Origin of the sequence: Streptococcus sp. SPS1, assembly GCF_030439915.1 — a bacterium.
Taxonomy (GTDB): domain Bacteria; phylum Bacillota; class Bacilli; order Lactobacillales; family Streptococcaceae; genus Streptococcus.
This window is the reverse complement of the sequence record NZ_JAQFJG010000006.1, coordinates 58314-78488: the sequence shown is the minus strand read 5'-3', so window position 1 is coordinate 78488 and position 20175 is coordinate 58314. Positions and strand designations below refer to the sequence as shown.

At 39.6% G+C, this 20175-nt stretch carries 22 protein-coding genes and 1 pseudogene; 6 read left to right on the top strand and 17 right to left on the bottom strand.

Annotated elements, in window-relative coordinates; genetic code table 11:
- Nucleotides 1-229: 229 nt before the first annotated feature.
- From PCY12_RS06010 to PCY12_RS05990, 5 genes are read right to left on the bottom strand one after another with little or no spacing between them, the layout of a single operon-like run.
- A complete protein-coding gene (locus PCY12_RS06010; RefSeq protein WP_301352033.1) occupies nt 230-1162 on the bottom strand; it encodes a transketolase family protein in 933 nt (310 codons plus the stop codon).
- Complete coding sequence (locus tag PCY12_RS06005; protein ID WP_301352031.1) at nt 1159-2016, bottom strand: transketolase; 858 nt, start codon at nt 2014-2016, stop codon at nt 1159-1161. The genes PCY12_RS06010 and PCY12_RS06005 overlap by 4 nt, the downstream gene beginning before the upstream one ends.
- A 3-nt stretch (nt 2017-2019) precedes the next feature.
- A complete protein-coding gene (locus PCY12_RS06000) occupies nt 2020-3366 on the bottom strand; it encodes a PTS ascorbate transporter subunit IIC (RefSeq protein ID WP_023939110.1) in 1347 nt (448 codons plus the stop codon).
- A 12-nt stretch (nt 3367-3378) separates the two neighbouring features.
- On the bottom strand, nt 3379-3663 hold the full coding sequence (locus PCY12_RS05995; RefSeq protein ID WP_000912476.1) for a PTS sugar transporter subunit IIB: 285 nt from the start codon (nt 3661-3663) through the stop codon (nt 3379-3381).
- Between the two features lie 3 nt (nt 3664-3666).
- Nucleotides 3667-5697 carry a BglG family transcription antiterminator gene (locus PCY12_RS05990; protein WP_301352030.1) on the bottom strand — a complete coding sequence of 677 codons (2031 nt, stop codon included), beginning with the start codon at nt 5695-5697 and terminating at the stop codon, nt 3667-3669.
- 190 nt (nt 5698-5887) lie between these two features.
- Between PCY12_RS05990 and PCY12_RS05985 the strand changes: the two genes are divergently transcribed.
- From PCY12_RS05985 to rpmG, 4 genes are all read left to right on the top strand, one after another.
- Nucleotides 5888-6028, top strand: coding sequence for a hypothetical protein (locus PCY12_RS05985; RefSeq protein ID WP_001162849.1), 141 nt, complete (start codon nt 5888-5890; stop codon nt 6026-6028).
- Between the two features lie 25 nt (nt 6029-6053).
- Nucleotides 6054-6230 (top strand): PTS ascorbate transporter subunit IIC, encoded by a 177-nt coding sequence (locus PCY12_RS05980; RefSeq protein ID WP_050243118.1) that lies wholly within the window; start codon nt 6054-6056, stop codon nt 6228-6230.
- Between the two features lie 151 nt (nt 6231-6381).
- A complete protein-coding gene (gene rpmF / locus PCY12_RS05975) occupies nt 6382-6564 on the top strand; it encodes a 50S ribosomal protein L32 (RefSeq protein ID WP_045618073.1) in 183 nt (60 codons plus the stop codon).
- Between the two features lie 15 nt (nt 6565-6579).
- Nucleotides 6580-6729, top strand: coding sequence for a 50S ribosomal protein L33 (gene rpmG, locus PCY12_RS05970; protein ID WP_001265622.1), 150 nt, complete (start codon nt 6580-6582; stop codon nt 6727-6729).
- Between the two features lie 593 nt (nt 6730-7322).
- Here the strand turns inward: rpmG and PCY12_RS05965 are convergent.
- From PCY12_RS05965 to PCY12_RS05915, 11 genes and pseudogenes are all read right to left on the bottom strand, one after another.
- Nucleotides 7323-7659: pseudogene (locus PCY12_RS05965) on the bottom strand (type II toxin-antitoxin system RelE/ParE family toxin).
- A complete protein-coding gene (locus tag PCY12_RS05960; RefSeq protein ID WP_301352028.1) occupies nt 7649-7936 on the bottom strand; it encodes a hypothetical protein in 288 nt (95 codons plus the stop codon). Before PCY12_RS05960 ends, PCY12_RS05965 begins: the two are co-directional and overlap by 11 nt.
- Nucleotides 7937-8112: 176 nt before the next feature.
- Complete coding sequence (gene rpsD / locus PCY12_RS05955; RefSeq protein ID WP_000092756.1) at nt 8113-8724, bottom strand: 30S ribosomal protein S4; 612 nt, start codon at nt 8722-8724, stop codon at nt 8113-8115.
- Nucleotides 8725-9007: 283 nt separating this feature from the next.
- Entirely contained in the window at nt 9008-10024 is a 1017-nt protein-coding gene (locus PCY12_RS05950) for a glycosyltransferase family 2 protein (RefSeq protein ID WP_057488074.1), read from the bottom strand.
- 271 nt (nt 10025-10295) lie between these two features.
- A complete protein-coding gene (locus PCY12_RS05945) occupies nt 10296-10961 on the bottom strand; it encodes a TrkA family potassium uptake protein (protein ID WP_050226157.1) in 666 nt (221 codons plus the stop codon).
- Between the two features lie 13 nt (nt 10962-10974).
- Complete coding sequence (locus PCY12_RS05940; protein ID WP_301352026.1) at nt 10975-12354, bottom strand: potassium transporter TrkG; 1380 nt, start codon at nt 12352-12354, stop codon at nt 10975-10977.
- A gap of 33 nt (nt 12355-12387) precedes the next feature.
- Entirely contained in the window at nt 12388-13152 is a 765-nt protein-coding gene (locus PCY12_RS05935; protein WP_301352025.1) for a nucleoside phosphorylase, read from the bottom strand.
- Nucleotides 13153-13812: 660 nt separating this feature from the next.
- Nucleotides 13813-14370: a sugar O-acetyltransferase gene (locus PCY12_RS05930; protein WP_173306826.1), complete on the bottom strand. Its 558-nt coding sequence runs from the start codon at nt 14368-14370 to the stop codon at nt 13813-13815.
- Nucleotides 14371-14479: 109 nt separating this feature from the next.
- Nucleotides 14480-14683: a hypothetical protein gene (locus tag PCY12_RS05925; protein WP_301352023.1), complete on the bottom strand. Its 204-nt coding sequence runs from the start codon at nt 14681-14683 to the stop codon at nt 14480-14482.
- 30 nt (nt 14684-14713) lie between these two features.
- Nucleotides 14714-15568, bottom strand: a complete 855-nt coding sequence (locus PCY12_RS05920; RefSeq protein WP_301352020.1) for a VOC family protein — start codon at nt 15566-15568, stop codon at nt 14714-14716.
- 240 nt (nt 15569-15808) lie between these two features.
- Complete coding sequence (locus tag PCY12_RS05915; protein ID WP_301352018.1) at nt 15809-17047, bottom strand: carbohydrate-binding domain-containing protein; 1239 nt, start codon at nt 17045-17047, stop codon at nt 15809-15811.
- A 382-nt stretch (nt 17048-17429) separates the two neighbouring features.
- On the opposite strand from PCY12_RS05915, the gene PCY12_RS05910 reads away from it, so the two are divergent.
- Both PCY12_RS05910 and PCY12_RS05905 read left to right on the top strand, forming a co-directional pair.
- Entirely contained in the window at nt 17430-18206 is a 777-nt protein-coding gene (locus tag PCY12_RS05910) for a polyphosphate polymerase domain-containing protein (RefSeq protein WP_301352016.1), read from the top strand.
- The gene (locus PCY12_RS05905) at nt 18199-18882 is read left to right on the top strand and encodes a DUF4956 domain-containing protein (protein WP_301352015.1); all 684 of its coding nucleotides are present in this window, start codon (nt 18199-18201) and stop codon (nt 18880-18882) included. Before PCY12_RS05910 ends, PCY12_RS05905 begins: the two co-directional genes overlap by 8 nt.
- A 135-nt stretch (nt 18883-19017) precedes the next feature.
- On the opposite strand, the gene PCY12_RS05900 is transcribed toward PCY12_RS05905, so the two are convergent.
- A complete protein-coding gene (locus PCY12_RS05900; protein WP_049512631.1) occupies nt 19018-20055 on the bottom strand; it encodes an aldose epimerase family protein in 1038 nt (345 codons plus the stop codon).
- Nucleotides 20056-20175: the final 120 nt, after the last annotated feature.

Here is a 20175-nt window from a genome sequence, read left to right as displayed (position 1 = left end):
GTTCCCTCCCATTTCAGTTTTTACTATTATAGCACATTTTAAAAGCAATGAACAGAAGAAAATTCTTGAATTTTCAGAAAATTCTATATACATATGAAATATTTAAAACTAAAAACAACAAAGCGGATCAGGGCACTTTTTGATGACCAGAATATGCTTTTAATCCGCTTGCTTTAAATAACGTAATGTAATTTTTACAGAAGTTCTTTCAGATGAGTGTATTTAACATCTATCTTGCATTATAAAACTCTAGAACTTTCTCTTTTATATTCGATTCACTCAAACCATACTCATTAAGAAGATAATCCATTTTCCCAACTTGACCGAATCTTTCTTGAACACCCATCCGATGAATTTTTGTTATTCCATCATCAGAGAATAATTCACATAAAGCACTGCCAATTCCACCTATCTGATTGTGGTTTTCTACAGTAAATATAGTTTTTCCACTTAACATTGTTTTTATCTGTTCTGGTATCGGTTTGATTCTAAATAAATCTATCACACCTACTGAATAACCTAATTTAGACAGTTCATCCGCAACTCGAATACTTGGAGCAACCATTATGCCAGAAGCAACGATTACAACATCTTCACCGTGTCTTAACTCAATGTAGCCTTTAGAAAAATCTTCTCCACCTTGATATACAGCCTCTGGAGCTTTTCTAATTGTTCGAATATATTTCAGTCCTTTTAAGTCTAATGTCTGGTTCAATATTTCACGAAATTGGATATCATCAGTTGCTTCAAAAATGATCGATTTAGGAATTAAACGTAACAATCCAATTTCTTCAAATGGCATATGTGTCCCACCATTCATTTCTGCAGTTACTCCTGCATCTGATCCAATCACAGTGGCATCCAATTGTGCGTATCCAAGAGAAATAAATAATTGATCAAATACCCTTCGTGAAGCAAAAGGACCAAATGTATGAAGATAAGGTCTAAACCCCTGAATAGATAAACCTGCTGCAAGTCCGACCATCTCTGCTTCCATGATCCCAACATTCACATAACGGTCTCCAAAATCCTTTTCAAGATTATGAGTAGCCATCGAACTTGACAAATCGGCTTCTAAGACTACTATATCAGAATAACTTTGATTAGCCTCTAAAAGGAAGTCTCTATATACATGCCGTAATTCTTTCGTGCTTCTCATCATTCTGTTTCCTCCAATTCCTGACTTAATCTTTCTACAACTGAAGTTAACATTTGTCTCTCCTCTACAGTAGGGCGAAGATGATGGTTGGATTTCATTTCTTCCAGCTCTTGAACCCCTTGACCTTTAATAGTATCTAATACAATGCACTTAGGTGATGAATTATTTGACTGTTTTAATTGGACAATCCCTTCATAAATTTCTCTAATATCTGAACCCTTGACCCTAATGGATTCAAATCCAAATGCTGAAAATTTTTCTACGAAATCACCTGGATTACAAATATCCTTTGTAAAACCATCTAATTGTTTTTTGTTATCGTCTACAAATACAATTAAGTTGGATAACTGTTGATGAGAAGCAAACTGTATAGCCTCCCAACATTGTCCCTCATTTAACTCACCATCTCCAACAATAGCATAGGTATAAAAGGGACTTTTTCTTATTCTCTGACCATATGCAAGTCCGGTTGCAACACTAATTCCCTGTCCTAAAGAGCCAGTTGTCATATCTATGCCCGACGTTAGATTTCTATCAGGATGAGACGGTAATTTGGTTCCATTTGTATTTAAAGAATATAAGAATTCTTTGTCAAAGAAACCATTCAAATAGAGTGTGCTGTACAAAGCAGGTCCAGCATGTCCCTTGGATAAAACAAAATAATCTCTATCTCGTGATGCAAATATTTCTGGAGTCATTGGCATTATTTCACCATAAAGCACTGCTAGAACTTCTACGATAGACAGACTTCCTCCGTAATGTCCGAATCCAAGATGATTCAAGGTTTCAAGAGTATTTAATCGGATTTTTGTTGCAAATTTTCTTAACTCATCTTCTCTATTTTTACTTAAAATCATCCCTTATTCCTCCTTTGCAGATGGCTTTTTAATAAAGGATACTCCAAACATAACTGCTAAAATAAGAACAAGACCAATCACAATGCCTGCTTGTGAGCCAAATTGATTTAACATTCCTAAAATAATTCCTGATAGACCAAAATCTGCATCTGAGAAAGTTGATCCTTGGAAACCAAGTCCTCCCAAAACTGGCATTAAAAAGACTGGAAGAAAACTGATTAAAATACCTTGTAAAAATGCTCCAATAGTGGCTCCACGAACACCACCAGATGCATTTCCAATGACACCTGCAGTCGCTCCACAGAAGAAATGAGGCACAACACCTGGTAAGATAACAACCGTTCCTGAAGCAATCATAATTGCCATACTTACTAAACCACCAACAAAACTAGAGATAAATCCAATTAGAACTGCATTGGGTGCATAAGTATAAACAATCGGACAATCCAAAGCAGGTTTTGAATTAGGTACAAGACGCTCTGAAATACCTTTAAAGGCTGGAACAATTTCACCCAAAATAAGGCGAACACCTGCTAAAATAACAAATACCCCTGCTGCAAATTGACCTGCTAATTGTAAAGCATAAACTAGACCACTTGTACCACTACTGATTTCTTTTTCTATATATTCTGACCCTGAAAAGATAGCTACAATAATGTAAATAACTGCCATGGATAAAGTAATACTAACAGTACTATCACGTAAAAAAGCTAAACTCTTTGGAAATTTAATGTCCTCTGTTGATTTTGATTTGTCACCGATAAGGCTACCAGTAAAACCACTCAACCAATATCCCAAAGAACTGAAATGACCTAAAGCCACCTTGTCATTTCCAGTTAATTGAACCATATATTTTTGCACAAATGCTGGGGAAATACTCATAATAATACCGAGTGCTAATCCTCCTAGTAAGATAAGAGGCAAACTTGTAAAGCCAGCAACTGATAAAATGACTGCAATCATACACGCCATATATAGAGTGTGGTGCCCTGTTAAAAAGATATATTTGAATCGAGTAAAACGAGCAATTAAGATATTGAATACCATACCTGCAAACATAATCATTGCAGTAGCTGAGCCATATGTTGTTAAAGCTACAGCTACAATTGCTTCATTATTCGGTACAACTCCAGATAAATGAAAAGCATGTTCAAACATGGTACCAAATGGATTCAAAGAATTTTGTACAATTCCTGCACCACCAGATACAACTAAGAAACCAACAAAGGTCTTAATTCCACCTTTAATAATATCAGGTAATTTCTTCTTCTGAAGAACTAATCCTAAGATTGCAATTAAAGCTACTAAAATAGCTGGTGTACTAACAATATCCAATATGAACTTCATCATGACGCTAGCCTCCTATATAAGTCCTTTTTCTTCACAAAGTTTCGTAATTAATTCTCGTAGTTCATCCATATCAATAATACTATTTAAGATACGAACATCTCCAAGATGACTAGCTGAATCAGCTAGATCACGACCAACAATCCAAATATCAGCTGCATTTGGATCTGCTCCACCTAAATCATAGTGTTCAACTTCTACATCTGAAACATTCAAATCACTCAATACAGATTCAATATTCATCTGTACCATAAAACTTGAACCTAATCCTGAACCACAAGCTGTACCAATTTTTAACATTATCTAATCCTCCTGTTTAATTATCATTTCAATGTCATCATAGTTTTTTGATGATATTAAAGTTTGAACATGACTTTTATCTCTTAAAATTGTTGTTAAATGTGACAAAGCCTTTAAATGACTTTCATTATCAATGGCTGCAATACAAATCAACAATCTTACCTCTTGTTCTGGATTATCCAATAAATAAATCGGTTTTTCCAAAACTAACATTGACATTCCTATTTCATTCACACCTTCATCTGGCCGAGCGTGAGGAATTGCTACTCCCTTCCCTAAATTAATAAAAGGCCCAAACTCTTCTACTTTTTGAATCATTGCCTCAGGGTAGTTCTCCGTTATCTTATCTTGATCCAAAAGCGGTTTAGCTGCTAAACGAATCGCCTCCTTCCATCCTAATTTTTGCGAACTAACCTGATAGGTTTCTTTGGTAATAAGTTGTTCTAGCACTGGTACAATTTCCTTTCTATCATTTTTTTGATAAAGATAATTCTTTAACGCCAATCTTAATTCCAATTCTTGTGTAATAATTCCATATCTTTTGACAATATTCAGGATTTGTTCAATCTCAAAATCCCCATACTCTAAATTCGGAAAATCTTTTAACACTAGTTCTACTAGTTGTATTGCTTGCTCTTCAGTCATCATAACCGAAACTAGATAATTTGGCTTTTCTGTCTCCACCTTTATGGTAGAAAAAACCATATCATAGTCACTACTAGTTTTCGCCTGTAAATCATCAATCTTTGAGGTTCCTATGAACTCAATTTGAGGAAATAATGCTAATAGATTCTCTTTTAACATCAATGAAGAACTAACACCATTAGGACAAATGATTGCTGCTTTATACCATTTTTGAGGCAAAGTATCTGCTTTCTTTAAATAACCTCCGAAATGGATAACAAAATATGCTGTTTCACTATCAGGTATGGGCTTGTCAATAGCGTCCATCAAGGGAGTCAAAGAATCTTTTACTAGTTCAAATAAATCAGGATAATGTTCTTTAACATGCAACACATATTCATTTGAACTAGGTAGACCGAACTTTAATCTATAGTAAGCCGGTATAAGATGGCGACGAAGATTTTCTCTCAATCCTTCCCTTTGTTTAAAATGTAACAAAGAAATATCTTCCATTCTACTTATAATAGCCTCTGTTAATTGATTAAAGTAAACCGGAGCAACATCTACTTCACCTTCAAAGCAACTTGATAATAAAACGGTGATATAGCGATAATCATCCTCAGAAAACACCGTATCTATAATTCCCAAATCAACCACTGTATCCAATAAAATAGTGGTTATATCTTGAATAACAGGAGATACTAATGTCTCTGAAAGACCTACTCTTTCAACATCCCTTTGATACCTACACAGAATGAATACTAAACCGAAAAGGCAAACTTTTAATTGATTAACAATAGGTACTAGCTGTAGCTTCTCATAATAATCTTTAACTACCTGATTTATCAAATCATAAGTTAATGAATACCCCCAACTGGATAAAACATAATCCAAACCCCAAATCCCTATGGAGGATTCCAGCAACTCACTAACCATTTGAAAAGCTAAGCGGTGCTTATTCCACTCTGAACCGTGTAAAGTATAACCTTTTGCTCTACTGTACCCTAGCTCCAAATCATTATCTAACATAATCTTTCTTAATGATTGAATATCAGATAAGGTTGTATTCTTACTTACTTTCAAAAAGTCTTGGTAATGATTATTTGATATAAAATCTAATCGGCAAAAAGTGTAAAGATAGATTAAAGCTAAGCGAGTCGACTTTGGTAAAACCAATTCATCCGACTTAATAATATCTGTCAAAGACTGCTTCGTACGATTTGATAAACTATAGCGACCTTGCTTTTTATCCAGTACTATCCCTTTATTAGCTAGATAAGGCACTAAATAATCTATTCCTTCTTTGACTTCCTTTATAGGTAAGCTCACCTTAACAGATAACTCATATAATGATAGCTCACAATGATCCATCAAAGTCATCAAAATAACTAGTGCTCTATAATCAAACATTTCTCTTCCTTTCTAACTACAATTATAGTGTAAAAGTTATAAGAATAAAAGAGTATTTGAGCACAATATAATCTCACCTTTTAAAAGAAATTATTGGGCTGAAAGTTTTTAGTAATTATTTTTCTACTTTTTCTTGACGTTATAAATTAAAGCGATATCATTTAGATAACAATTAATAGGAATGGTTGAAATGGCACTAGAACGGCTCAATGAAGGGGAATTGGTAGAGCTTGACAAAGAGCGAAAAGCTGCCATGGTTTCAAATCTCCTTGTCGTTCTTTGTGGCAATCATGATGCACAACCAATTGTCAACACAGGAAGTCTTTACTAAAGATGGCTGAAGCTAAAAAAAGCAGATCCCCCTTCGACTCTCAACAAAGTTATACGCTGCACTCGCATCATGGGCAGAAGATAACTTCCGATCAGTCAATGGGCAAATCGAGTATCTCCTCACAGAATGTGTCAAGCAACGGAAAAAAGACGGAAAATACGTATCAGAAACCATTGACGAACCATTTGAGATTGATATTTAACACCTTCTCCTGTCTGCTAGGTCTGACAGGAGAATTTTTTCATCTTTTTTTGTCAAGTAACTTTACTTTACAAAAAAAATGTGTTATTCTAATATGGTTGATGAAAATCAGTAGATTGAATCGAATATAAATACCTAAAGGAGAAATCAAAATGGCAGTACCTGCACGTCGCACTTCAAAAGCGAAGAAAAACAAACGTCGTACACACTACAAAGTAACAGCTCCATCTGTAAACTTTGACGAAACTACTGGAGATTACTCACGTTCTCACCGTGTATCACTTAAAGGATACTACAAAGGACGTAAAATCGCTAAAGCTACATCAGCTGAATAATAGAAGGGAGATACCATGCGCGTAAATATTACACTTGAACACAAAGAATCTGGTGAACGCTTGTACCTTACTTCTAAAAACAAACGTAACACTCCAGACCGTCTTCAATTGAAGAAATACTCACCAAAACTTCGCAAACACGTTGTGTTTACCGAAGTTAAGTAAGCATTCAATACGAATCAATACAGAAGAAAAACGCTTAATCAGCGTTTTTTCTTTTTGTCAACTATACTTATATTTCAATTCAAACTCTACTCGTCCTACAATCTTTTTTTGTAAAGCTGATTTGAATCAGGTAATTTTAGGACTCTACTTAACCAATGTCATCATTGTTTACCTATATTATACATGATGTGCAAAATGGAAATTGGCAGCGCGTGTGCTAATTTCAGTGGAGCGAACTCAAAACACAAACACACTCTAAGGAAATATAAAAACAAAAGCTTGAAATATTGGGTGTTATATGTTAGAATGAACTTACAATGTGAGTAAAGTTACAGCATATGTAGCTAAAAAAGCCCCACCGTGCCACCGATGGGGTTTTTTGCTACCCTCTTAAAGGGTTAACCATTACTTCTTACGTTTCTTAAGCCATAACTTGAAAAGCTCAGATAACACGTTAATAACTAACGGAGCTAGAAACACTGTGAGTAAAGTTTCTAACATATGCAACACCTCCCTTCATTAAAGTGAGGGGGCCAAAACATTATATCATCAATATCACGTCATTCCCAAACAAAAATGCCTTCCTATAGGCGCTATTTTTTCTTAAACAAGCGGATGTAGTCCTGTTTACTATGAATAATATCTGATACAAAGACAGCTTTTCTATACTCTAAAATATGATAGAATGCTAGGTAATCTCCTAAAATGATGCATCGAGTTTTGTGGGGTGGGTATATAATCCCTCCTACTCTTTCGTCAGCATCAAATCCTGCTTCTGGGAAGACCTCAAGACGCTCCAATCCGTAAAACTGTGTTTGCTCCTGCCTGTTCTGAAAAGTAGTTAGCTGAGATATAATCTTTAATACCTCTTAGCTGTTCTTGTACCGTTTCGGAGATAATAAGGCTATATACGTTCTCGTTAAATTCCAAGGTTAGCCCTCACTTCATCAAGGCTGTAAGTTCTTCCATGTTCTAAATCGTCAAAGCTACGGGCAATTTCAGCACGCAACCCTGATAGAAGCTCTTCTCTTTCTTTATCTACTTGAGTTTCAAATAGCAAAGCTTTATTTTCTACAATGTGTTCTAAAAACAAGTTAAAACTAGCTGTCATATCAAGATTTTGCGCTGTGATAATAGCTTTAGCCTTCTCTAACAAGTCTCTGTTAGTCTTAAAGTTTACCTGTGTATTTTTTTCTAAAACATTCATAGTAGTACCTCCTTTTAGACTATTATATCACTTTAAACTATACAGGTCTAGCTGCGTATAGATACTTATAGCTGTATGCTTAAAAGCTATTGTAAAATGTTAAAAAAAGCACTAAGGGAAAGCGCCCCAAAGTGCTTAATATCAAGGCCTCAAAGCCTATCTTATTTAATAAAATATTACAACATTTTGTTGTAGAATTCAACGACAAGGGCTTCGTTGATTTCTGGGTTGATTTCGTCGCGTTCTGGCAAGCGAGTCAATGAACCTTCCAATTTTTCAGCGTCGAATGATACGAATGCTGGACGTCCAAGAGTAGCTTCTACTGCTTCAAGGATAGCTGGAACTTTCAATGATTTTTCACGAACTGAGATCACTTGACCTGGAGTTACGCGGTATGATGGGATATCAACGCGTTTTCCGTCAACAAGGATGTGACCGTGGTTTACGAATTGACGAGCTTGACGACGAGTAGTCGCAAGACCAAGACGGTAAACAACGTTATCCAAACGACGTTCCAAAAGAAGCATGAAGTTGAAACCTAGGATTCCGCCTTTGATTTTTGTAGCTTGTACGAACAAGTTACGGAATTGTTTTTCACCTACACCGTAAGTGAAACGAAGTTTTTGTTTTTCAGCCAATTGCAAACCGTATTCTGACAATTTAGAACGGTTGTTTGGTCCGTGTTGTCCTGGTACGTAGTTACGACGTGCCAATTCTTTACCTGTACCTGTAAGTGAAAGGCCAAGGCGACGAGCTTGTTTCCAAGATGGTCCTGTATAACGTGACATGTGTATGTCCTCCTGATATAAATAATATTTCGGTGGAAATAGTCACTTAGAAAGCCCTGATTCGTGCAGATGCCCTTCGCCTAAACAGCCAAGGTTACTTATCATAAGACACCTGTTGACGAGCTTCATGCTTTCCTGCTGATATTTCACACAAAATCCATTCTACCATGAATGGCTAGATTTGTAAAGGGGTTTTAAGCTTTATTTTCACTGGGTATTAAGCGGTAATTTAGCAAAACTTAGCAAAGGTTATAATTGCTTTGGAAGTTATTTCTAGACTATATTAATTAAATCCATAAACAGATTTGGTGATTTGATAGACGACATTGGACAGTTTGCGAGCTGGCAAGACAGAATGTTTGGTCAAACGGCTGAGCATGGTCTTGCGAATGGCCTGAAAGACTTCTGGATTTTCCTGCTGAATATAGGTCCACAGCTCCCGTTTTTTGGCAAGATGCTCTGCTGTGCCTGCTCGGTTGAGTAGGGCACTGGAAATCACCGTCGTAATCTCAATATGATTCAGCAGATATTCTCGCATTTTGGGGTGACTCACTTGGGATAAATCAAGCTGGTCTACCAAGAGTCGATTGACCTTGAGTTGCTGGTCAATACGCTTAATCATCACTTGCTCATTGACAGACTGGTCCTCACGCCCAATCAAATAACGATAGAAATCGACAGGCAGATAGTACATGGTCTTGACCTGCTGGAGAGGCGTAAAGACAAAGAGATTGTCGACATAAAAAGTATGTTCAGGCAGTTGGAACTGGCTCGCTCGCAACAAATCTGTCCGATAAATCAGCGAGTGCATCATGATATACTGGCCTTTTGAGAAATTTCCGACCTGGTCCCAGCCAAAAATCTGCTGAACAGGCAAGACTGACTCATAACTCATACTCTTCTTACGAGACTGACCTTCCTTTTCATAGACAAAATTAGTCACAAAGGCATCTACCTCTTGACCCTCGCTCTCTAGTTCCTGCAAGGTTTCAAGAATCTTTAGGTAAGCACGAGGATCCACCCAGTCATCACTGTCAACTACTTTAAAATAACGCCCAGAAGCCTCTGCCAAGCCACGATTGACCGCACCGCCATGGCCTTTATTTTCCTGATAAATGGCTCTAACGATGCTAGGATACTTTCTGGCTAAACGCTCAGCGATTTCCTGAGTCTGGTCCTGAGACCCGTCATTGATAATCAAAATCTCAACTTGCTCACCACCAATCACTAGCGACTCCACACAGTAATGAAGATAGGCTGCAGCATTATAGCTAGGAATGGCGATAGACAATAACTTCATAATCTGCTCCTTTAGGGGACTGATTTTTTCTTATACTCTTCGAAAATCTCTTCAAACCGCGTCAACCCTATCTGCAACCTCAAAACACTGTTTTGAGCAACCTACGGCTAGTTTCCTAGTTTGATCTTTGATTTTCATTGAGTATTACTCTCTCTTGTCACTTCTTTCTATTTTACCATAAAGTCCAGCCTTTGAAGAACTTTTACTAGAATACAAGGCTTCTGTCTCTATTTACCATCTTGGGCATCAAAAAAGAGGGAAACTCCCTCTTTTACGAATTCAATGCTGCTAGGGTATCCAAATACTGGTTGTTGATGACTGCCAAAATATAGGTATCTGCCTTCAAGAGGTCATCTGGTCCAAATTCAACATCCAATGGGGAATTTTCCTGCTCTCGGAAGCCCAAAATATTCAGATTGTATTTGCCACGGAGGTCTAATTCACTCAAACTTTGACCTGCCCAAGACTGAGGAATCTTCATCTCCACAATAGAGACATTTTTATCCAACTGAAAGACATCAACACTATTATGGAAAAGAATGGTCTGTGCTAGAGACTGCCCCATTTCATACTCTGGCGAGATAACCGAGTCAGCTCCAATCTTTTCTAGCACTTTCTTAGCTGTATGGCTTTTGACCTTGGCAATAACAGTCGGTACCCCCAAACTCTTACAGTGCATAACCGCAAGCACACTCGACTCCAGATTTTCACCTGTCGCGACTACAACGGTATCGCAGGTATCAATCCCTGCTGATCTCAATAATTCTTCATCTGTGATGTCACCAATCACTCCACGCGCCAAAACTGGCTCAAACTGATTGATACGCTCGGCGTGGTCATCAATAGCGATAATATTCATATCCTGCTTGGCTAGGGCAGCTAGGACACTACTCCCAAAAATTCCCAAGCCTAAAATTCCAATCGTACGATCTGACATGCTCTTTCCTTTCTTAACCAATACTAATATCTGCTTTCATATAATGAATCATATCTTTCTTTTCTGGATGGTAATCTGCTAGACTGACCAGCAGGGTCAAGGGACCAATTCGTCCGATAAACATGAGAACCATAATCACACTTAGAGCTAATTTCCCTAAATCTGGAGTTAAATTTGCCGTCACTCCGACTGTCCCAAGAGCAGAAATGGTTTCAAATATGAGGTGGATAAAGGGAGGATTTCCCTTGGCTGTCATCCCTAGTAAAATCAAGCCCAGCAAGAAGGTCATCAAAAAGATAATAAAGACACTAAAGGATTTTTGAACCGTTCGCGGCGCAATCGTCCGTCGAGCGACATTGGCGTGAGGTAAGCCTAGAAGCTCACTTCGTGCAAAGACCAAGAGGACAAAAAATGTGGTAATCTTGAGCCCCCCAGCTGTTCCTCCTGGAGCCCCACCTAGAAACATCTGCAAGATATAAATCAATAAGGTAACAGGACGAGCCATGCTGTAATCAATTGTCCCAAAGCCAGCCGTTCTCATGCTGACAGTTTGGAAAAAGCTGACCAAGACCTTATCTGCAACAGGGAGATTGCCAATCGTCCCTGCATTGTTCCATTCAAGAACGAGACTGCTCACCGTCCCAAAAGCTAGTAGCCCCACCGTCAGTAATAAAACCAGTTTGGTGTGAAAATGCAGGCGCCCTTTTTTCTTTTTCCCTATATGCGTAGCAAGGTCAAACCAGACCATAAATCCAAGACCACCTGTGATAATCAAGCCTGCGATGACCAGATTGACCAAGGGATCGGTCTGAAAAGCAATCAAGCTCGTACTTCCAAAATTATCAAAACCTGCATTACAGAAGGCGGATATAGCTAGAAAAATAGCACTAAAGAGACCGCGCCCCCAGCCAAGTTGAGGAACAAAACGAAAACTGAGGAATAGAGCTCCCAAACCCTCAACCAAAAAAGTCGTGAGAAAAATAGAATAGACAAACTTTCTCAAAGATCGAGTCTCTCCATAACTAAAACTATCCTGAATAGTTGCACGGCTACGAAGACTAAGCTTTTGCTTGCTCTGGATATAGAAAACCCCAATAAAGGTCATGAGCCCCAGACCACCAATCTGAATCAAGAACATACAAATGAGCTGACCCCAAATATTGTAGGTGTCAGCGACAGGCTGGGTAAAAAGACCTGTCACACAGACCATGGATACAGTTGTAAAGAGATGATCAAAATAAGTCGCTCGTGAGCTTTCAACTTGGACAAAAGGCAAGCTCAAAAGAAGAGAACCTAGTAAAATGACCAAGGCGAAACTCAAAAAAATACGACGGGCAGGCGATAAACGAGATAAGCCTAGCTCTATTTTTTCCTTAGATAATTTGAATAACATACATCCATTGTACCATAAAAAGAAGGAGAGGAGTTAGATCTGAAAGGATATTTCAAGGCAGAGTTCCAAGGCCTTCTCGAAAGCTTCTGAACCCCAGTCACGACTATCGTACTGGTCCAAGTCAGCTAGGGAATCTGCTGTGAACAACAATTCACCCCAGAGAACCCCACGCAATTGAGCTACTGCCGCAAGCGCAGAACACTCCATCTCCACAATAGCACAGCCTTCTTCCTTACGATAAGCCACCTTCTCAGCCGTTTCTCGGTAAAAACCGTCTGTCGTCCAGGTCACGACTTCTTCATAAGGAATCCCTCTGGCCTCCAAAACTTGCTCAATAGCAGCAATAGCCTCTGCCTGAATTTCCATATAACGAGAAGGCGCCACATAGTGATAACTAGCTCCTTCATCTCGCAGAGCCCGAACAGGGACTAGAAAGGCATTTTCTTCTATATCAGCCAGCACACCACAGGTACCTGTGGAAATAATCTGCTCCACACCATAGCCAATCAACCAATCCATAAACTGGGCTGCTGGAGCGGAGCCGACAGGTGCCTGAGCCAGACAGATCTCCTCGCCTTTGTAGTTCACGACATAGACTGGATAGGTCTTAGTGGCAGAAACGAATTCGCCGACACAGTCCGCACCTACTTCCCTCGCATAGCGGTCAATCTCCTCACCTAAAAAAGCATAAACACACTTCTTTGGCAGGTGCAAATCCAGCCCCTCGTGATTGGGCATGATAACCGCCTGAGGATTATCATCAAACTCTAAAATAGGAATCACATGTTTCTGAATCATAGCCTGCCTCCTCTAATTTTGTACTATTGTATCAAAAATTGACGGAGTGTCAAGGAGGAGGCTGAGAATAAAAACAATACAATAACAATATTTTTGACAGAGACTCTTTTTAATGGTACAATGGACTTGCTTAAAAGTTCGATGAAATAAGCATATAAGAAAACACCACCGGTTGCCGCCAGTGGTGTTTTTTTGCGCTTGCTCAAGGCGCTCAGGCTATTTCTTTTTCTTGTCGCATTTGCTTGCTACAAATCGGATAAGCCACTCCGATAAGACATTCGCTAGTGTACCAGCAAGAATAGGTAGCAAGACAAGTTCGATGAAAACGCACATAAGATCACCTCCTGCCTGCGCAGTCTAGTGTTTGCGACCTTACTATTGTATCATCTTTGACTGAAAATAAATAGAAAAAATCATTGACATCATCGAGTCATCCACAAAAACTCTCTCCTACACTAATACTTCTTGTATCAAAAAGCATCCCAGTTACAAGATGATTTAAAATTGATCAATGAAGCAGACTTGCTAAGATATAGAGTAGGTAAATGTGGGTTGGGTAAAAAATATAGAAGAAGTTTTTATCTCCACTCCCTTTTTCTCCATTATAGAAGAACAAGGGAATGACAGAAAAGAAACAACACCCGCTGTTCCTTTTTACTTCTATTCCACAGGTATTTCCTTAATCACGCGCGCAGGATTGCCACCTAACACAACATTATCTCCAAAGGACTTGGTAATCACGGCTCCTGCTCCTGCGACGACATTATTTCCAAGTGTAACTCCAGGCAGGACAATGACGCCACCACCAGCCCAGAAATTGTCTCCGATTGTGATAGGCTTACCGTACTCGATACCTGAATTGCGCTCATGTGGATCCAGCGGATGAAGTGGAGTCAGGAACTGACAGTTGGGACCAATCATGGCATTGTCTCCAATACGAATCGGACAAACATCCAGCATGGTCAAGTTCCAATTAGAATAAAAATTTTCCCCTAGATGGATATTGACTCCATAATCGACCACCAGACGTGGATTGACATATAGATTTTGCCCAGTCGAACCAAACCAAGCCTTAATGATTCCAGCTCCCTTTAAGGGATCTTCTTCTCGGTTAAAGGCAGCCTGTTTTTGGCGAGAAGCCTGAGCCAAGGCCCGCAATTCTGGGTCCGATGGACGGTAAACCTCTCCTGCTATCATTTTCTGGTATTCACTGGTCATTGCATTCTTCTCCTTATTTCCTACTATCATATCAAAATTTCTACATATCTGACTAGGATAAGGAGCACTTTCTACAATTTATACTCTTCGAAAATCTCTTCAAACCGCGTCAACGTCGCTTTGCCGTATATATGTTACTGACTTCGTCAGTTCTATCTGCAACCTCAAAACGGTGTTTTGAGCTGACTTCGTCAGTTCTATCTGCAACCTCAAAACGGTGTTTTGAGCTGACCTCGTCAGTTCTATCTACAACCTCAAAACAGTGTTTTGAGCAGCCTGCGGCTAGTTTCCTAGTTTGCTCTTTAATTTTCATTGAGTATTAGATGCTGGTCTTTATCACATCCTATCTAGCTAAGCGGATACGCATCACGATTCCGTCAGGGTCTGTCACTTCCAACTGAGTTGATGTCAGCCACTTGATAGGCGCCTCAACTTCTTGTCCTCTTTCGTCAATTGCTAGAAGTTCTTCTTTGCTTGCGACTTCAATGACATAGTAGGCTAAGCCGGGTAATCCTTGTTCATTTCTGAGTAGCCTTTTTCCTCCCCACTCGTTGACCGCTAAATGATGATGATAATCCCCAGATGCAATCCAACTAGCACTAGGTAGACTAAATTTATCCTCTAGTCCTAAAACTTTTTGATAAAACTGGCTTGCTACTTGACTATCCTTGACAGAAAGATGGATATGCCCCATGCGCGTAGTAGAGGCTATCTCAAAAGGTTCTACTTTACGTCCCATCTCATATATTTCTTGAGCAGATAAGACTTCAGTCACTCCGACAATGCGCCCATCCTCACGAATATCCCAGTCCTCTACAGGCTTATCCCGATAAATTTCAATCCCGTTCCCTTCTAAATCTTCCAGATAGATTGCTTCACTGTAGCCATGATCCGCCCCGCCGACTAGCTGAATTTGCAGCTCTGCCATATGCTTAAACAGATTTGCCAAATCCTCACGACTTGGTAAAAGGATAGCTAGGTGATAGAGACCATAGTGATCTTGCACCTCCTCTAGCCTGTCTGTTTTCAGTAAATGAACCAAAGCCTTTCCACCAGCTCCTAAAATACTTTCAGATTCTGTCTGAGAAAGGATTTCCAAGCCTAGAATCTGATGATAAAAGGCAGTCTGACTTGCCACATCCTTTACATTTAAAACAGCCTCTGCCAAATAAATCTTACTATTGTATGCGTAGGTCATCTATTTCTCCTTTGTTTTTTTATTGTAACTTTGTTTATTACAGCATTATACTCCTTTTTTACTTGGAGTCAAGTAGAACAACTCAAATAGCAGGACAAAACGATGTTGGGCAAAAAGTCGACTTCAGGAGAAAATGAAGTAAATCTCCCCACAATAAAACACATAGTACCAAGGTTTCTCAAGACCTGATACTATGCGTTTTTCTGATTTCAAAGACTTCTTGCCCAGCCTCGTTTTTGTTTATCCTCGTCCGCCAGGGGCTGGGCCGCCGCCTTGAGGACCTCCATTCGGGCCTCCGCCTCCAGGCATAGAATTGACAATATCTGTTTGTTTTTCGCCGTTGATGTAGATATCCCCACCTGTGTAGGTTGCTGTTCCATCAAAGTCAAAGCCTGATTGTCCTATCAATTTAATGGTTCCGCCTGTGACTGTGATATTCCCGTTTGAGTCAATTGGGTCTGTATCTCCTTGACCGACTTCTACAGTTAGATTTCCACCTGTCATAGTAAAGTAAATGTCACTTTGCTGGGCATTTTTATTGGCTGCATTGACTCCATCATCTGTCGAGTAGACATTGATATCTCCACCATTGATCGTAATGGCTTTCCCTTCAATTCCTTCAGTCGCATTCTTGACTGTGTAAGTACCACTATCAATCACTAGGTTGCCAGAAGCGTGAATGCCATCATCGCCTGCTGTGACTATTATGGTATTGTTCGCCAAATACATATTTCCGACAGTCATATCGTCATCATTGTCAACTTTGACACCATCTTCCTTAGCATCGATCGTCATGGTCGCACCAGTGACATTAAGTTCATCATTGACATTAAAGGCATCGCCAACTGATGTGATGTTAAAGGTTCCACCTGTGATGTGGAGGGTGTCGTTAGCCTTGATAGCATTGCTTTTCTTGCCATCTACATTGAGAGTTCCTGAGCCATTGATGGTCAAATCAACCTTAGAGAAGAGAGCGGCATTTGCCTTTTCATCACTATTAGAGCTTGAGTCGGACAGACTGTTGGTGGTTCCCTCTGCTAGAGTGAGGTAGACATGACCTGCGCTTGTAGCCGAAATAGCCGCATCTGTATTAGTCATGGTTGCGCCTTTGAGAACAAGTTTCACATCATCAGACTTATCAGCTGCAATTTGAATTTGCACTCCGTCAGACTGACCAGAGATGACATAGGTACCTGCTTTTGAGATAGTCACTGTTGAACCAGAAACTGTCACACCGTCTCCAGAGACACTTGCAGATGAGCCTGACAATTCAATCTTAGAGGCTGTATTTTCATCATAAGATGTATCGTAGTCCTTTTCTGTAAAATAAGAAGATTGACTATTTTTAGCTGAAGTTGTGATGGCAGTGGTATCTGCCGCTGCAGTTGTACTTGACTTGGTCGTTGACTGCCCACAAGCTGTCATCAAAGTCAAAGCTGTTAAACTGGTTAAGATTAGAGCCCATTTTTTTGATTTCATACTTTTTTCCTCGCCTTCATTTAGCTTGAGCTTAGTTTACAGGGGAAATCTGAAAAAAATCTGAACTTTTTCTGAAAGTTTTCTTAAATTCAGTTTCAGTTAAGTTATCTTTAACAAAAGTTTTAGGAAAGTTCCCTAGACTAGTCACAAGCAAGTGCAACTTGCCCAGACACATATATCTTCTAATAAGATAGAGCGCTGATACTCTTCGAAAATCTCTTCAAACCGTGTCAGCTTAGCCTTGCCGTATATATATGTTACTGACTTCGTCAGTTTTATCTACAACCTCAAAACAGTGTTTTGAGCAACCTGTGGCTAGCTTCCTAGTTTGCTCTTTGATTTTCATTGAGTATGAAACAGTTTGATAAAGGAGACAGGATTTATGAAACCAATTGAAACAAGCTTTAAACGAATTGAAACCAAATATGTCGTTGCCAAGACTGACTTGGCTGATTTAATAGAAAACTTAAAAACATACCTCGTCGAGGATGATTATCCAACTTCGACCATTTCCAACATCTACTTTGATACAGAGCAATTTGATATGATTCAGGAGGATGGCCAAGGTACTAAGCGTAAAGAAAAGATTCGGATGCGAACCTATCTCAGTCAAGTCCAGCCCGATAGTCAGGTATTTTTAGAAATCAAATCCAAGGACAGGACTGGTGTCGGGCGAAAATATCGTCTCTTGTCGACTCCCCAGTCTATCACCCAGTTTATGACCAAAGGACAGCTGGATAGCAGCATCAAGGACCAAATGATGATTGAAAAAATCCAGCAACTCCAAGAAGAATACCAGCAATCTATCATCCCTCGTATGTATATCTACTACGACCGCTTTTCTCTCAAGGAAAAGAAAGAAATTAGCGGATTTCCCTACAATAAAATTCGTGTCACCATTGACCAAAATCTAACCTATCGTGATGAGAATGTCAGTTTATTTTCAGGAAAAGACGGTTTCCCTCTACTAAACGAGGACATTGTCATCATGGAAATTAAAGCACCTGGTAGAAAACCCCAATGGCTACAAGATATTCTCGACCAATATGGACTGGTAAAGCAGAAATTTTCAAAATACAGCTGCGCCTACCACAAGTCTCAGGGGCTGGACTATAGCCCACGACCAAGCATAGAAAGTGTAGGTACTACTTATGTCTAATCTTTTCAATTCTATTTTCAACGACACAACTGCTACTGCCAATCCTATCCAACTCTTTCTGGCTCTCTTTGTCAGCCTGATTTTAGGTTTGGCGCTGACCTGGGCTTACAAACACCGTACCCTCTATACACGGGAATTTGCTGTTAGTTTGACCCTACTCCCCTGCTTGATGACCTTGGTCATCTTTCTGGTAAATGGCAGACTAGGAACCTCTATCGCTGTTGCAGGAACTTTTAGCCTCATTCGTTTTCGTTCAGCTACCAGTGGCTCACGGGAACTAATTGCAATCTTCCTTGCCATGATTATCGGGCTGGCAGCAGGGACAGGCTACCTAGCTCTGGCTATTCTCTTCACTGTCTTTATCTTAGCAGTATGGCTTCTTTTAGAAAAGCAACAAAGCAAGAGCAATCACCAACGTCGCAGACTATTGACCATCACAATCGCCAACCAAGAAAAGCAACTCCAAACTATCCAATCTGGGCTATCACAATTCTGTACCGAGTTAGACCTCATCTCCATTGATACCAGCAATGATGGAGAACAAGTCACCACTGTCTATGAAGTGGATTTCAAGGCTCAAACAGATGATTTTCAAGTCATCCATTACCTCACTAAAGAACAGGATACTTACCAGGTTTCCCTGACCAAGAATGCCAAGAAGAGAAAGAATTTGTAGACTAGAATCTCTAACATAATCTGGACGAACACTCCATTTGAAAAAAATCGGTAACCCAATCTATGACAAAAGGCATGATAGCAACGTTTTTGAACACTTACTATCATGCCTTTTATATAGTAGAAACTCCACTCTTCACTTCACAACAAGTTCATAACGTGTCTTACTTGTGAAGGTTTGACCTGCTTTAAGGATGACTTGGTCTTTGAGGTTACTGTGAATGGCATCTGGTAAAACTTGCGCTTCAAGGGCAATCCCATTGTGCTGTAGCATTGGCTGACCTCCTATGATGACACTCTCATCCACAAAATTTGCTGTGTATACTACAAAGCAAGGAGCCTCTGTCTTGAAGAGCAGGAAGCGACCTGAGTTTTGGTCATAAAGGAAACCAGCATTGTCATGACCTGCAGGAAGGGCAAATGGATGATCCAAACCTGATACCAGCTGGATTTGCTCATCTTCCTCTGCAAAGATATCCTTCAACAAGGCACCATTGTAGATGTGTTTGACCACATCACGGTTGGCTTCTGGAGTTTTGGCAGGAACACCGTCGGGAGCGATTGGATAAATGCCCTCAGTATTTAGCTGGAAGACATGGCGGTCAATCGTCTGCGTGAAATCACCAGACAAGTTGAAATAGCTGTGGTTGGTTGGATTGACCAGCGTATCCTGATCTGTTGTTACCTTGTAGCTGATTTCATAGGCACCAGTTTCTTCCAAGTGATAACTAATCCAAATCTTGAGATTGCCAGGAAATCCTCCTGTACCATCTGTACGCTCTGTGTAGAGGGTCAAGCCATGGTCACTCACTTCAACTAGTTCAAACAAACTCGAATCCCAACCTGTTGAACCACTGTGATTACAATTGCTAGCATTGTTGACTTCAAGGTCATAAGTCTTGCCATTGAGTTCAAATGTCGCACCAGTAATACGGCCTGCCACAGGACCTACGCTAGCTCCATGTTTGGGACTATTACCTACATAGCTAGCAAAGTCATCAAAACCCAAGATAACGTTGGCAAAATTTCCATCCTTGTCAGGCGTTACATAGCGCAAGATGGTCGCACCATAGGTCATAACTTCAAGCTGGTAGCCACCGTCCGTCTCAAAACGATAGGCCAAAATATCTTGTCCCTCAACATTTCCAAACACACGCTCTGTGTATGCTTTCATTCTCTTCTCCTTTTACTATTTCTCTCAAGCAAACAAACCATAGAAAGCGAATTGACAATCTATGGTTTGCCTGATGATATACAAATCCTCTTGTCAAGAATTCATAAACACTATCTTATA